General features: G+C 63.0%; 14 protein-coding genes. 13 read left to right on the forward strand and 1 reads right to left on the reverse strand.

The window, feature by feature from the left end; genetic code table 11:
* The first annotated feature begins 8 nt into the window (after positions 1-8).
* The 13 genes from ACI3GR_RS17310 (at position 9) to ACI3GR_RS17370 (ending at position 11,449) form a co-directional block, all read left to right on the forward strand.
* Entirely contained in the window at positions 9-287 is a 279-nt protein-coding gene (locus ACI3GR_RS17310; protein WP_088652952.1) for a VirB3 family type IV secretion system protein, read from the forward strand.
* Positions 277-2,652, forward strand: a complete 2,376-nt coding sequence (locus ACI3GR_RS17315) for a VirB4 family type IV secretion/conjugal transfer ATPase (protein ID WP_222481128.1) — start codon at positions 277-279, stop codon at positions 2,650-2,652. The genes ACI3GR_RS17310 and ACI3GR_RS17315 overlap by 11 nt, the downstream gene beginning before the upstream one ends.
* Positions 2,649-2,816 carry a hypothetical protein gene (locus ACI3GR_RS17320; protein ID WP_222481130.1) on the forward strand — a complete coding sequence of 56 codons (168 nt, stop codon included), beginning with the start codon at positions 2,649-2,651 and terminating at the stop codon, positions 2,814-2,816. The genes ACI3GR_RS17315 and ACI3GR_RS17320 overlap by 4 nt, the downstream gene beginning before the upstream one ends.
* Positions 2,817-2,826: 10 nt before the next feature.
* Positions 2,827-3,960, forward strand: coding sequence for a lytic transglycosylase domain-containing protein (locus ACI3GR_RS17325; RefSeq protein WP_407496319.1), 1,134 nt, complete (start codon positions 2,827-2,829; stop codon positions 3,958-3,960).
* Positions 3,960-4,787 carry a type IV secretion system protein gene (locus ACI3GR_RS17330; RefSeq protein ID WP_222481134.1) on the forward strand — a complete coding sequence of 276 codons (828 nt, stop codon included), beginning with the start codon at positions 3,960-3,962 and terminating at the stop codon, positions 4,785-4,787. Before ACI3GR_RS17325 ends, ACI3GR_RS17330 begins: the two co-directional genes overlap by 1 nt.
* A gap of 12 nt (positions 4,788-4,799) precedes the next feature.
* A complete protein-coding gene (locus ACI3GR_RS17335; RefSeq protein ID WP_222481136.1) occupies positions 4,800-5,456 on the forward strand; it encodes a VirB8 family type IV secretion system protein in 657 nt (218 codons plus the stop codon).
* A 123-nt stretch (positions 5,457-5,579) separates the two neighbouring features.
* Positions 5,580-6,248 (forward strand): TrbG/VirB9 family P-type conjugative transfer protein, encoded by a 669-nt coding sequence (locus ACI3GR_RS17340; RefSeq protein ID WP_286200799.1) that lies wholly within the window; start codon positions 5,580-5,582, stop codon positions 6,246-6,248.
* Positions 6,245-7,627, forward strand: coding sequence for a TrbI/VirB10 family protein (locus tag ACI3GR_RS17345; RefSeq protein ID WP_222481140.1), 1,383 nt, complete (start codon positions 6,245-6,247; stop codon positions 7,625-7,627). Before ACI3GR_RS17340 ends, ACI3GR_RS17345 begins: the two co-directional genes overlap by 4 nt.
* 1 nt (position 7,628) lies before the next feature.
* Complete coding sequence (locus ACI3GR_RS17350) at positions 7,629-8,627, forward strand: ATPase, T2SS/T4P/T4SS family (RefSeq protein ID WP_407496283.1); 999 nt, start codon at positions 7,629-7,631, stop codon at positions 8,625-8,627.
* Positions 8,614-8,805 carry a hypothetical protein gene (locus ACI3GR_RS17355; RefSeq protein ID WP_407496285.1) on the forward strand — a complete coding sequence of 64 codons (192 nt, stop codon included), beginning with the start codon at positions 8,614-8,616 and terminating at the stop codon, positions 8,803-8,805. Before ACI3GR_RS17350 ends, ACI3GR_RS17355 begins: the two co-directional genes overlap by 14 nt.
* A complete protein-coding gene (locus ACI3GR_RS17360; RefSeq protein WP_407496286.1) occupies positions 8,802-9,206 on the forward strand; it encodes a hypothetical protein in 405 nt (134 codons plus the stop codon). Before ACI3GR_RS17355 ends, ACI3GR_RS17360 begins: the two co-directional genes overlap by 4 nt.
* A gap of 6 nt (positions 9,207-9,212) precedes the next feature.
* Positions 9,213-10,292 (forward strand): TrbL/VirB6 family protein, encoded by a 1,080-nt coding sequence (locus ACI3GR_RS17365; protein WP_407496287.1) that lies wholly within the window; start codon positions 9,213-9,215, stop codon positions 10,290-10,292.
* A 593-nt stretch (positions 10,293-10,885) separates the two neighbouring features.
* Positions 10,886-11,449, forward strand: a complete 564-nt coding sequence (locus ACI3GR_RS17370; protein ID WP_222481153.1) for a hypothetical protein — start codon at positions 10,886-10,888, stop codon at positions 11,447-11,449.
* Between the two features lie 70 nt (positions 11,450-11,519).
* Here ACI3GR_RS17370 and ACI3GR_RS17375 read toward each other — a convergent pair whose 3' ends face one another.
* Positions 11,520-13,535 carry a type IV secretory system conjugative DNA transfer family protein gene (locus ACI3GR_RS17375; RefSeq protein ID WP_407496321.1) on the reverse strand — a complete coding sequence of 672 codons (2,016 nt, stop codon included), beginning with the start codon at positions 13,533-13,535 and terminating at the stop codon, positions 11,520-11,522.
* Positions 13,536-13,540: the final 5 nt, after the last annotated feature.

A 13,540-nucleotide genomic window follows, 5' to 3' on the forward strand; every position in this document is an offset into this window, starting at 1 on the left:
GGGCGAACGTGGCAGAACGATCGCCGCTCTTTCTGGGCCTCGTACGCCCACCCAAGCTGCTCGGCCTGCCGATCATGTATGCCATGGTCTGGCTCTTCGGGTCGGTGCTGCTCTTCGTCTGGGTGCAGCACCTGGTTGTCCTGGGCATCGCGGCGGTGCTCTATCCGGTTCTCTGGAAGGCGGCGGATTGGGATCCGCGTTTCATCGACGTGATGATGACCGCACTTCAGGAAACCCCGCCGACACGGAACCGGTCCATCCACGGGGGCGACAGCTATGCGCCATAGTAAAGCCCTGCACGAGACCGTCGATGAACGCACCCTCATGCCAGACTGGTATGCCCGCGAGAAACGCCTCGCGCATATGCTGCCCTATGTCAGCCTCGTCGATGATCAGACAGTCCGCACCCGGGTCAACGAACTCTTCCAATGCATTCGTCTCAGCGGGGTCAACAGCTACACGACGGACGATGCCTATCTCGACAAGGTGACGGCGCTCTTTGCCCGGATCATCGCGCAGCTCGGACCTGAGTTCAGCTACTACGTGCACAAGGTCTCGAAGTCGATCACCCCGGACTTGCTCCCGGTTCAAGGTGACGGCTTCGCTCACGCCGTGGATGATGCCTGGCGCGCAAAGCTCGCCACGGCCGGTCTCCGGGACAAGACCCTCACACTCACCATCATCCACCGCCCGCCGCCCAGGAGTTTTCTTGGTTTCGTGAAGCGTTCCGCACCGGAGCGGTTCAAGGAAGAGACCGCCAAACGGATCAGACGTCTCAAGGAAGCGGTTGGCGTCTTCACCTCCGGCCTTGCTGAGCTCAAACCCCGCATCCTTTCGGCGGCCTCTGGCGAGCTTGTTGGTTTTCTCGGCGCACTCAACACGGGCCGGGAACTTCCACTATACCCCGCAAACCGCTACGGGTTTCTGGCCTACAACGTTGCCAACACGCGGGTGACGTTTCTGGAGGATCACTTCGAGCTCTCTGACGGCGTGGTCGGTCACCGTTTTGGCAAGAGCTTCACCATCGGCGAATATGCCGAAGGCACCACCTGCACGATGTTCGACATGCTGAACCTCCCGGTCGACATGATCGTCACCCACTCCTTCACGCCGATCAATTCGAACTTGATGGCTGGCCGGATCAAGCGCCAAAAACGGCAGATGCAGGCCTCCCAAGATGCCGCTCTGTCGCTCCTCGAGGCGCTCGACATCGCCCATGATGATCTTGAAGCCAAGCGCCAGAGCTTCGGCGAGCACCACATGGTGGTGACCGTCTTCTGTGACAGTCTCGACGAGTTGCAGTCCCTTGGGGCAGAGATCGTCAACGCCGCGGCCGCCGAGGGCGTGAAGATGATCGGCGAGCGGATGGCCGCGAAATCGCACTACTTCAGCCAGCATCCAGGCAACCAGCCAAAACGGGTGCGCGCCAGCGCCGTCACCAACCGCAACTTCGCGGATTTCGCAGCACTTCATCGCACCCAGCTCGGAAAGGAAAAACACCAACTGTCCTGGGGCCAGGAGATCACACTCTTTCCGACGCCGGAACAGAGCGCCTATCGTTTCTCCTACCACGAGCAAGGCTCGCCCGAGAAAGAGCCCACCAGCGGACATACTCTCATTCTCGGGCGTCCCGGTTCCGGCAAATCCGTACTCTCGGCCTTCCTCATGACGCAAGCCCGGCGGGTCGGCGCCCGCATCTTCGTCTTTGATTATCGGCTCGGCATGGAGATGGCGGTCCGTGCCAATGGCGGGCGCTACGCGTCGATCAAGGCGGGACAGGCGACAGGCCTCAACCCGCTCTGGACCGAGATCGATGAGCGCGGCATGGCCTGGCTTTCGGACTGGCTCGCCTCCCTGCTCTACCGCTCGGACAAACCCCTGACACCCGCCCAAACCAATCGCATCCAGGAGGTGGTCCGCCAGAACGCCACTGCCAGTAACCCCGCTCTTCGGAACTGGAAGGATTTCGCCTCGCTCTTTGTTTCGACCGACGACAATGGCGACCTTCACCAGCGCCTTCTCGAATGGACTGAGGACGGCCGCTACGGCTGGATATTCGGCCAGAGCTTTGAGGACACCTTCTCCCTTGATGGCGATGTCGTGGGGTTTGACCTGACCGGCATTCTCGACAGCGAGAGCGAGAAGGAGCGCATGGCGGTTCTCTCCTATCTCTTCCGCCGGATCGAGCGGGAGATCGAGGACCGGCGACCTACCATCATCGTGATCGACGAGGCATGGAAGGCGCTCGACAACCCGTACTTTGCCGAACGGCTCTCGAACTGGCTGGTGACCGCCCGAAAACAGAACACGGTCGCGGTGATGATGACGCAATATACAAGCCAGCTCGAACGCACGCGGACCGGCAAGACCATCGTCGAGGCGGTGCCGACGCAGATCCTGCTCCCCAACATCCGGGCCCATGCCTCAGATTACGCTATGCTGAACCTCTTCGAGAAAGAGCTCGACGTGCTCCTGAACACCGGCAGCGACAGTCGCCTCGCGCTCATCCGCGACGACAGCGGCTCCGTGGTGGTCGATGCCGACCTCTCCGCCCTCGGTCCCCTCCTCACAATCCTCGGCGGCATGGAGAAGGGCGAGGCCCTTGTCGGCCCCGACTACCGCGACCGTCCTGAATTCTGGAAGCTCCCATGATCCGACCCCTCATCCTCCTCGCCGCGCTCGGCGTTCTCTCTTCCTGCGCCGAATATCGCGAACCTCAGGCCAACTGTTTCGCCTTCCGCGCCTCGCTAGATCAGGTCGAGCCGGATTGCATCTTCACACCCATCGGAAACGCGGAAGACGGCGTTGAGGTCTAGGGTCGCACATATCCTCCTGGCGGCTCTCCTGCCGGCGGCCGCGCTCGCCCAGGGCGTTCCCACCAACGATTCCGGGCTGACGGCCCGCGATATCGTCGAGACGGGCGACCGGGACGCCGACCTCGCCGTCCAGCGTGAGAAACTCACCGTCGAAGAGTTGCTGACCGAGATCGAACGGGAACAGCTCGCCACGCTGCGCGCCATCCTCGACGCGCAGACGAGCTTCGGAGGCCAGGGTCTTCCGGGCATGGTCGCCGATCTGGAAAGCGGCAGCGGCGATCCGGACCGGTCCGCAGCGGCGGTCTACGGCTCGGGCGACATCGATCCCAACCCCGGCGGCGCGGGTATGTTCGGGGATGCGGCAGAAAACATCGAGCAGCTGATCATCCGGGTCGCCCAGGAGACCCACGGGCGGCCCGGGGTCGGGCGTGCCGGTCTTTCCGTCGTGCAATGGCGCGCCCTCCTGCAGGCGCTCATCTGGCAGGAGAGCCGCTTCTCCATCGGCGCACGCTCGCCCGTGGGCGCTTTCGGCCTCACCCAAATCATGCCGGGCACCGCGAGCGACCTCGGGATCAACCCGGAATATTATGACAGCCCCTACCTGCAGGTGACAGGCGGCGCGCGCTACCTCGCGGCCCAGCTCAACACCTTCGACGGCAACGTCGTCAACGCGCTCGCGGCCTATAACGCCGGGCCTGGCCGTGTGTTCGAATATGGCGGTGTACCGCCCTTCAAGGAGACCCAGCACTACGTCAGGGTCATCCCCGAACGCTACAATCTCTACCTCGCGCGGATCGGCGGCATCGAAGCGCTCGGCACGATCGACCCCGCGCTTCTCGCCAACGCCAATCTCTCGTTCAGCGGGTTCGGCGCCGCCTTCTACGGCAGCAATTCCCCCGCCGCCATCCGGCAGGCCGCCCTGCGCGTCCAGGACATCGTCACCCGGATCGGCGCGACCCAGGACATCCAGGAGAGCATGGCGCTCAACACCTACGCCCGCGCCGAACTGGTCCGGCTGATGGCCGCGCGCATTCGCCTGAAAGCCGCACGGACCCAACCGCTCAGTGCGGCCCAATTGGCCCAGGCCGCGGCCCGCATGGTCGAGAACGAATTCATGGAGTTCACATTGGAGGATCTGGATTGATGCCCCGCAGAATGTTCATTTCAGCACCACTTCGCACATTGACCCTGGCCAGCGTCTTGGCGCTTTGCTCGCCTTTCGTGACCTGTGCCCCCGTCCTGGCCCAGGGCGTGCCGGTCGTGGACACCCAGAACATCGCCCAAAACATCCAGCAGCTCCGGCAGATGATCGAGGACGAGATCCTGCAAAACGAGCAACTCGTGCAGCTCCGCGAACAACTCGCGACACTCACGGACCAACTTGCGGAGCTGCAACGAACCTATGAGGCTTTGACGCGTCTGGCAGAGCTGCCCGAGATCATCCGGACACAGATGGAAGACGAGCTGAACGGTCTCCTGGACCAGGAGTTCGGCGACATCATCGCCACGATTCAAGCCATCAAGACAGGGGATTTCTCCGGGCTCACCGGATCCGGTGCCGGCGAGATCGAAACCCAGATGGACCGGGTGCTGGCCGATCTCGGCTTCGACGAGGACACGCTCTCAGAAATGGCGCGCAGCGGGAATCCCGGTGCCGAGCGCGTGGCGACACAGGCCACGACCGGCGCGCTGGTCTCGGCCGCGGCCCAGAACAGCTACGAGGATGCCGGGCAATCGCTCGAACGCGTCGACCGCCTCGTCGGGCTCATCGACGACATGGATGAGCTGAAAGAGAGCGTCGATCTCAACACGCGGGTGACGGCCGAGCTTGCCATCGCGCTCGTCGCCATGTGGCAGCTCGAAGCGATCCAGACCGTAGGGGATGGTACCGGCGGCGTGATCGATGCCGCCACCATCGCCGAAGAACAACGCTTCATGGAGTTCACGCTCCCCGAACTGAGTGCAGAGTAAGAGTTTAGAGCATTGGACGAAGAAACCGCCATCATCGAGGAGGAACTGGTCTACGGCGCGCTAAGACGGGAACGGCTCTGGCAGCGCCTGGGACTCTTCGGCCTTGGCTTTGGCATCCTGGGCTGCCTCAGCGCGGCCGCCGTGGCCATCCTCGATGTCGATCCGCCCCCTGTCGTGGTACCTTACGATCCCGCCACCGGCTTCACCCTCCCCGAAGCCTCGGTCGGCGCCACCACCGTCACCGAGAACCGCGCCATTATCGAGGCGGAGGTCTTCCGCTACGTGACCGACCGCGAGGTCTACAACCAGCTCGACAATGACGTGCGCATCCGCAGCGTGCTGCGCCGTTCGGACCGCGCGGCCGGGGCCTCACTGCGCCAGATCTGGAACTCGGCCAATGCCGACTATCCCCCGACCGTCTATGGACCCAACGCTCGTCTGGACGTCGAGATCCTCAGCATCAACCTCATTGGCAACAACCGGGCCACGGTGCGGCTTCGCAAGCGCCTAACCTCGATCCAAGGGGTCCAAGCGGGCCTCTTCACCGCGACGCTCCTCTTCGAGTTCCGCCCCGAGGAGAGCCGCTCCATCGACCAGGTCTGGACCAACCCGTTTGGCTTCACGGTTGTCGAATACGCGATCCGCTCGGACAGATTGGAGAACCAGTAAGTGCGCTTCCGGAACAAGAAATCAGGGAACGCCTTGCCAGCGTCCCAAAAGCGCGAGACGCGCCAGGGTATTGGCAATGCGAAACACACCGCACACGCCCGGGCGTTCCTCGCGGCCTTTTTTTTGGTCTCCCTGTTTGCGTCCCACGCGTCAGCCGAGGCGATCCCGCGCGGGGGACCCAACGACCACCGCGTGCGGGTCGCCTCCTATCAGGAAGGACAAGTCTACAGACTGAACGTTTCCCTGACCCATGTCACGACCATCGAGTTCGGCGACGGCGAGAGCATTCGCTCAATCATCGCCGGCGACACGGAAGGATTTGAGATCGACGGTGTGCCCGGCGGGCGGGCCTTTGCGATTAAACCCGTCGCGCGCGGCGTCCACACCAATGTAACCGTCTACACCAACAGACGGAGCTATTATTTCAACGTGAACGAGGTCTCGAGCCCGACCTTCTATGTCGTGCAGTTCCGCTACCCCGAGGACAATCGCCGCCCGGCGAGCGCCATCGCGCGCGCCGCACCGAACACCAATTACGGGGCCAGCGCACGGACGGAGTTCACGCCGACCCGGGTCTGGGACGACGGCACCTTCACCTATTTCGCCTTCCCTCGGAACGCACCCGTCCCGGCGATCTTCCGGTACACGAACGGGCGCGAGCGCACGGTGAACACAGGCGCGGTCGAAGACGGTGTGATCCGTGTCTCGGGCGTGGGGCGCCAATGGGTGCTGCGTCTGGGCGAGGACGTGGTCTGTATCGAGGCGACGCCGCCCGCGGAGGCCGCCTCATGAGTGACAATAACGCCGATCTCGAACAGCGCCTCGCCGCGCTCGAACGGGGCAACCCGCGCCTCGGACCCGCCCCGAAACGCCGCTCACCGCTCCTCGCCCTCCTCCTCACAGGACTGATCCTGGCGGGCGGCTTGGTCCTCTTGCTATTCTCGGGCCCTGGGGAAGAGGTCGCCCTGCCGACGGCCACACCGGACGAGTTCCAAACCGAGGGTGACGGGTTCGGAGAGATCGAACCCTTCGTGCCACCGCCCGCCCCGGAACCCGAGATCGTTCTCGTCGAACCAGAACCCAACGCCGAACTTCTGGCGCAGATCGCCGCACTCCAAGCCCAGATCGAGGAGCTACGCGACGCTCCGGGCACCGACGTCGAGGCGGACAGCGCGGCAGCGGAGGCGATCGATGCGCTGACCGCACGGATTGCCGCCCTGCAGGACGCCTCCGAGAATGCTCAGGAACAATTTCAGGCCGAACTGGCCAAGCGAGATCGGGAGCTGCAACAGCTGCGTATGGACCTGGACCTCGCGCGGCTGGAGGCCAACAAGCCGACACCCGCACCGCTCGGCCCCACCGACGAAGAGTTGCGCGCCCGAGAAGAAGAGAGGCTGCGGCGCGAGGAAGAGGCGCGACGGCTGGCCGAACTGCAACGCCGGGCCGAGGAGGAGCGTGCCTTCCAGGAACGGCGGATCTCCTCCCCCGTCATCGCCTTCGGCGGAACGGGCGGCGCCAATGCGGGCGAGACAGAACTTACCGAGCGCACCTTCGGCGAGGTGACAGACTTCGTGCTGAACGGCGCGTTGCCGAGCGCCATCACACAAGCCGAAGTCATCGCAAATCCCTCGAACACCGTCATCCAGGGCACGATGATCCAGGCCGTGATGGAGACCGCACTCGACAGCTCGCTCCCTGGGCAGACCCGTGCCATCATCTCAGAAGACGTCTTCAGCTATGACGGCTCACGGCTCCTGATCCCGCGCGGCTCGCGCCTCATCGGACGCTATCGTTCCGGCATCGAGATCGCGCAGCGCCGGGTCACCATCGCCTGGGACCGGATCATCCTGCCCAACAACCAGACCGTTCAGATCAGTTCCTTCGGCGGCGACGAACTCGGGCGCTCGGGCGTCACCGGTTTCGTGGACACGCGCTTCGACGAGCGTTTCGGCTCTGCCGCACTGATTTCGATCATTTCGGCCGCCCCGAGTGTGGCCGCCGCCCAGGTCGAGGATGAGACCACCGCGGACGTACTTGAAGATGTGGGCGATGACCTGGCCGACGCCACCGACAGTGTGATCGGCGAATATCTCTCCATCGGTCCCGTCATCTACGTCGACCAGGGCGCACGCGTCACCGTCATGGTCGACCGGGATCTGGAGATTTTCTGAGATGGCGCTCTCCTACCTCCAGACCTCGCTCGATAAGCTCAACGACGCCGCCCGCGCTGACGTCATCGAGATATGCATCAACCCGGATGGCTCTTGCTGGGGTGAGTTCCAGGGGGACCACTTCATGCGGGCACTGGATCAGCGACTGTCGGTTACGGAGGTGCGCGATCTTGGCAACCAGATCGCCTCCTCAGCCAACACGACAATGAGCAAGGACAAGCCCATCGTCTCGGTCTCGATCACCTATCGCGACCGTCCCATCCGCGCCCAGGTCGTAACCCCGCCCGCGGTGCTCGCGGGCATGTCGATCTCGCTCCGCTTCTTCTCAAGCCTGCCGCTTGATAAAATCGATCTTCGTTTCCTTTACGGCGAAGAACGCAAGCTCGAGGAGTTGCGACAGGAGAAAAACCGCGCCCTGCGCGAGGTCGTCGCTTCCGGTGACATCTACGCGGCCATCCGCTTCTGCGTCGAGAACAAGCTCAACATGATCGTCTCGGGCGGCACCTCGACGGGCAAGACCGTCGCGGCTCGGAAAATCCTCTCCTACGTTCCCGATGAGGAACGGATCGTCACCATCGAGGAAGCCGCAGAGTTGCTCCCCGCCCAGCCGAACGCGGTGACCCTGATAGCAAACCGGGACGCTGAGTTCCAATCCGCCGATGTGCTTCTGACCGCGACGCTGCGCATGAGGCCCGACCGGATCATCCTCGGAGAGGTGCGCGGCAAGGAGGCCATGACCTTCCTCGAGGCGATCAACACCGGCCATGGCGGTTCGATGACAACCCTCCACGCCGAAACCCCGCAGCTCGCCGTCCAGCGTCTCGCCATCGCCGCGCTCAAGACCGAAATACCGATGACCTATCATGACATGGTCCAATACATCGAAAGCTCGATCGATGTGATCATCCAGGCGGGCCGAGAGGACGGCCAACGCGGCATCACAGAATTCTATCTCCCCGGAACCGACCTCAGCGGAGGCATAAAACATGAAGCGGTTTGAGTACGACATCCTGTTCTGCAAGGTGAAGAAGCAGAAGGACTATGACGAGATGCGGCGCACCCTGAACGAGCGAGGTGCCGAAGGCTGGGAGGTGATCTCCGCCGAGGCGGGCGATTATGGCTATACCGCGTTCATCAAACGCGAGGTCGCGGACCGGCCGGAGGAGGCGGTGACATGAAACGCGCGACCTCTCTCGTCTGCTTATTTCTTTTTTTGACGGGCACCATTGCATCGGCCGAGCGCGACTTGGTTCCGACGCTCGATAATCGACCCAATGTCTGCCCCGATCAGCCGCCAGAGCCGGAATGGATGCGAAACACCGAGGCGCGCGATGCCTACAAGCGGCTTCTGGTCCAGCAAATCTACAGTTTTCAGAGCATGGAACGCATCGTCGACGCGCAGAGCTGCACATGCGCCACCCGGTATCCGTCTTGGGAGGCCGCCGAAGCGGTCTATTTTGATCGCTATTCCGCGGCTGACTATTGGAGCGTGGTCGAGGCGACGTCAGACTATCGTCGACAGGCGAACGATCTCCGAAAGCAGGCCATGCCGATCTGCGAAGCGGCCGGCAACTGGTAGCGGGTCATGAGCGTCGTCGCGTATTTCGTGGAAACGGCCGAAGGCTATCTTGATTCCGCTGCGGAAACCCAGTTCGGGGCCGTGGCCGCCACGGTCGGAACGATGCTGGTCCTCGGAACGACGCTCGTGGTCATCCTCGTCTGTTTCAACATGATCTACCAATACCGGTCCATGGACGGCAGGACCGCCTTCTGGCTCGCCGTGAAGATCGGCCTGATTGGCATATTCGCGACCAACTGGGTCCAGTTCAACGCACTCGCATCCGCCATCCTGAACGGGATAGACAGCATCGCCGGATCGCTGGTCGCGTCGGTGGGCGGCGGGACGCCCGGACCGTCGGGGACCTTCGCCGAGGAATTCGATCAGCTGATAGCCGCGCTTGGGGATTACCTGAACGCAGCAGGCTCCGAGCTGAACTGGATGGCTGGCGCGCTTCTCGACACGCTCGGCGTTCTCCTGCTCTCGATCCTCGGAGGGCTGGCGGCCTTCATCGTTGTCGCCTCCAGGCTCATGATCACGCTTTTGATCGGGATCGCTCCGGTGATGATCTTCCTGACCCTCTTCGAGGTGACCAAGGATTATTTCGCACGCTGGCTCTCGGCGCTGATCTCCTTCGCGATCTACCCCATCGTCATCGCCGGCGTTTTCGCGACCATCACCGGAGTCTCGCGCGCATTGCTCGCCGAACTTGGTGATCCGGAGGGGGCTTCGAACATCGGCGCCCTCCTGCCCTTCTTCATGATGGTCCTCATGGCTAAGGGGTTCATCATCGCCACGCCCTTCATCGTCCGGTCGGTCTCCGGAAACATCATGATGCCGGCGCTTTCGGCGGGCTTTGGCGGAAGCTACGCCTTCGCCCGAGGCTTGGCAGGAAGTCAGCAAGTCTATAACCGATACGCCATCGGAGGCGCGACAGGCGCCGAATATGCCGCGCTTCGGGCCAGGCAGTTTCTCGGCGTTCAGGCGCTCCCGACCCGCCCTAATGCCGCGGGTGGCGCGCCGGCTGCACCTTCAGACAACTCATCCGGCACCGGTGCCCGCATGCTTGCGCAACTGGCACGGCTGAGCAGGTTGGGCAGACGGTAGCGCAGACCGGACGAGGCAGGTCTACCCGGAACAGGCTGTCCGCGGACAAAATCTTTGCTGCCTGCTGGGATCATGACAAACAGCATGAATGGTTTTGCGTTGGTGGCATCGTGCCGCGTCTGGGGACGCCACTCTGCTATAGGATCAGGCGCTACGGCATCAGCGCCGGTGTTGCTGTCTGGGACGTCCGTCCTGTATCCCGTTCTCAGATCAAAGCATTTGACGGCAAGCTTCCTATGGGAAATTGCCGGTAGCGGGCAGTAAATTGCAGCGATGTTCTCGTTGAATTTTAACTTGTCACTTGACAATTTAAGAGAGTGGAGTATCTAAGGTGCCAAGGAAGAAGCACACATCAAAGGAAATCGAGGCTGTCATCCAGGAGCTCGAAGAGTTGGGGTGGGACCTTATTGAGGGCAAGGGGCACGCGTGGGGAATCCTCCGATGCCCGGCCAACGATAAGGATTGCCGCTGTGGCGAGTTTTGTCAGATGTCTGTCTGGTCGACCCCGAAGAACCCGCAGCAGTTCGCGAAAAGGATCCGACAGAAGGCCCTGGCCTGCGTGAAGCTTCAGAAGAACGACGAAGGTAATGCCAATGGCTGAAGAATTCGAATTCGAACTGGTCTTTGCGCTCCCCGACGGGGAGCACGATGCGTTCGCGCTCTCTGACGCGATCTTTGAGGCGGGTTTTGAAGATGCCCTCGTGGGCACCGGCAATGCTGGTCTTCTGGGTGTAGAACTGGAACTTGAAGGGGATGAGGCCGAAAGCGCGATCCTTGAAGCGGCGCGGGCGCTGATCAAGGCGCTGCCGCAGGGCACTGTCCTGCGCGAGGTCCGTCCCGACCTGGTGTCTCTCGCGGATGTCGCCGAGAAGCTCGAGGTGAAGCGACAGGCGCTCCAGCAGCGCAAGATGCCCCTCCCCGTTGCGGGTGGCCTCTACCGCATCGATGAGATGATCGAGGTGCTGATGGAAGCCTCAAAGCCGGCGAAGGGGCAGCGTCGTCCGCGTTTCAATCTCGCTTCCGCCGCGAAGTGGTTTCGTGCAGGCCCCGCGGCCCGCAGGGTGAACGCTCAGTTGACGATGCGTGAGATCGACCCTGCGACGATTGAGCGAGCCCCTCGACCAGAGCGCGACGATCCTGGTTTTCTTCACCCGTGACAATGGTCGGCTCAACGGCGCGGCCACAAGACGCCATCGCAGCATTCTTTCGTGTCACCCGCATGTCGGCTTAGCCAAGCCCGAATTTCTCGCCCGCCTCGCTGACGTTTGCTTCCGAACCGGACATCTCCGCCTCCAACCGCTCCAGATCACTCACGGCGTCCTGTACCCGGACGACATCGTCTTCTGTCGCAGCCTGCACCTCCAGATCTGCCTGCCGCCCGAACTCCATCTCCAACTGCCGCCGATCGTCCGCAAGAACAGCGGCACGACCGCGCCGAGGCGCTTGAGCCGGGCCGGGCTCAATGGGTGCATTCCCTCCGGTTTCTGTAAGCCCCATCCTGGCCTCGAAATCGCGTTCCGAGAGACCTGACCCACGCGGAGCCGAAGGCATCGCCCGGACACTCAGGGGCAATTCCCCCATCGGAGGGACCGGCCCCTTCGGAAACGGCAGATCCCCCTCCTGCGCCGCGTGGATGCCTTTGAAAAACGGATCCTCGTAGTAAACGACCCGCTTCGCCCGGACCGGCATCTGCGCGTCCACGACCACCACGATCTCATCAAGCGGCAAACGTCGTGCCTCATCTTCCGGCAGGAGCGCGACCTCCTCCGTCCGCTCGGACTGGCTGCGGCCCTCGAACGGGTTCTTGCCGACCGCGCGGGAACGTGTGACCACGGTTTTGGTGGTCTTGCCGACAGCCTTGCTCAACTCCTCGACGGTCTTTTCGTCCGAGGGCGTGAGGTAGAGCTTGATCCCGGCGTTGCCCTGCAAGGCCCGCCGCGTGTTCTCGCCGTAGATCTCGTCGATGGCCGGGATGGTTTGGGTGACCACCGCGAGATGCCCGCGATAGGCGCGCAGCACTTCGATGCTCTCGGCCACGATCGGCATCTTTCCGAGCCGGTTGAACTCGTCGAGCATGATCATGACCGGCCAGGGCTCGTCCGGACCCGGCTCCTTGTCCTGAAGCGCTGAAAGCAAGTCCGAGAAGAAGAGCCGGATCAACGGTGCCAGCGGTTTCACCATGAGGGGCTGGACCACGAGATAGACGCTGAAAGGCTTCTTGCGGATTGTCCGAAAGTCAAAGTCTGAGATCGCCGTCGCGTCATCGATCGCCGGGTTCTGCCACTGGTCCAAGCCGGACGTCATCAGGAGCGAGACATAGGAGGTCAGCGTGTCGTTGTTGGTCGAGGCCAGCCGCGTGAAGATCAGCCGCGCCGCGGCGTTTTGGACCTCATGGGCGCGCGCGAGATATTCCTTCTGCTTCTGCCCACCGGAGGCGGCGATGCGGTAGATCTCGCCGAGCGTCGGCCTACGGCGTTGGAACGCGAGTAGCCCGGCCGCGACGAAGAGATCGATCCCGCCTTTGAGGAGCCCCTGCACGCGGTCGTTGTCATTCTGCAGGAAGAGCGTGGCCAGGAGCTGCAGCTCCATCTGCTGGCGGGCCGGGTCCTTGAGCTCATAGATTCTGAGAAGCGGGTTGTAGCGATGCGTGCGCCTGTCCTCCCAATCCGTGGGCGCGAACCGGAACACTTCGTCGCTCTGTGCCGCCCGGTGGCGGGCCGAGGCCTCGAAACACTCGCCCTTCACATCCAGCACCACCGCCGAGCCCTGCCAGGTCAGGAGGTTCGGAATGACGAAGCCGGTGGTCTTGCCGCGCCCGGTTGGGGCCACGATAAGAGCGTGCGGGAAGTTCTTGGAGCAGAGAAAGGGCGCGCGGGATCCGGGCTTGCCCAGTTTCCCGATGACAAAGCCGGTGCCGGGCGCGCCGAAGAATCCGTTCTTCTTCATCTCTCGTCGGGTCTGCCAATGGGTGTAGCCGAAGCGGGTGAGCGCCGAGCCCGACATCGCAAGGCTCATCATGAGGCCCGCCACCCCGGCCCCGCCCATGATCAGGTTGATCAGGCGAAAATCATCGGGGCGGGCGGCCCCGATGGCGCGGTAGTTCTGGGCGATATAGAAGAAGTCGATCTCGGCCCGGAAACCCAGGTCCCGGAACGTCACCACGGCCGAGGCGATGACATAGCCGATCGCGATAGCGACCAGTGTGGCCAGCGCGACGCCGAGGGCGAGGCGGCCCTTCCCCACCCCTC

It is taken from the genome of Pseudooceanicola aestuariicola, from assembly GCF_045763785.1.
Lineage (GTDB): Bacteria > Pseudomonadota > Alphaproteobacteria > Rhodobacterales > Rhodobacteraceae > Pseudooceanicola.

Bases quoted from the DNA above. Each gene is read 5' to 3' on its own strand.
- ACI3GR_RS17315 (WP_222481128.1), top strand. From the start codon at position 277: ATGCGCCATAGTAAAGCCCTGCACGAGACCGTCGATGAACGCACCCTC.
- ACI3GR_RS17320 (WP_222481130.1), top strand. From the start codon at position 2,649: ATGATCCGACCCCTCATCCTCCTCGCCGCGCTCGGCGTTCTCTCTTCC.
- ACI3GR_RS17330 (WP_222481134.1), top strand. From the start codon at position 3,960: ATGCCCCGCAGAATGTTCATTTCAGCACCACTTCGCACATTGACCCTG.
- ACI3GR_RS17345 (WP_222481140.1), top strand. From the start codon at position 6,245: ATGAGTGACAATAACGCCGATCTCGAACAGCGCCTCGCCGCGCTCGAA.
- ACI3GR_RS17350 (WP_407496283.1), top strand. From the start codon at position 7,629: ATGGCGCTCTCCTACCTCCAGACCTCGCTCGATAAGCTCAACGACGCC.
- ACI3GR_RS17355 (WP_407496285.1), top strand. From the start codon at position 8,614: ATGAAGCGGTTTGAGTACGACATCCTGTTCTGCAAGGTGAAGAAGCAG.
- ACI3GR_RS17360 (WP_407496286.1), top strand. From the start codon at position 8,802: ATGAAACGCGCGACCTCTCTCGTCTGCTTATTTCTTTTTTTGACGGGC.
- ACI3GR_RS17365 (WP_407496287.1), top strand. From the start codon at position 9,213: ATGAGCGTCGTCGCGTATTTCGTGGAAACGGCCGAAGGCTATCTTGAT.
- ACI3GR_RS17370 (WP_222481153.1), top strand. From the start codon at position 10,886: ATGGCTGAAGAATTCGAATTCGAACTGGTCTTTGCGCTCCCCGACGGG.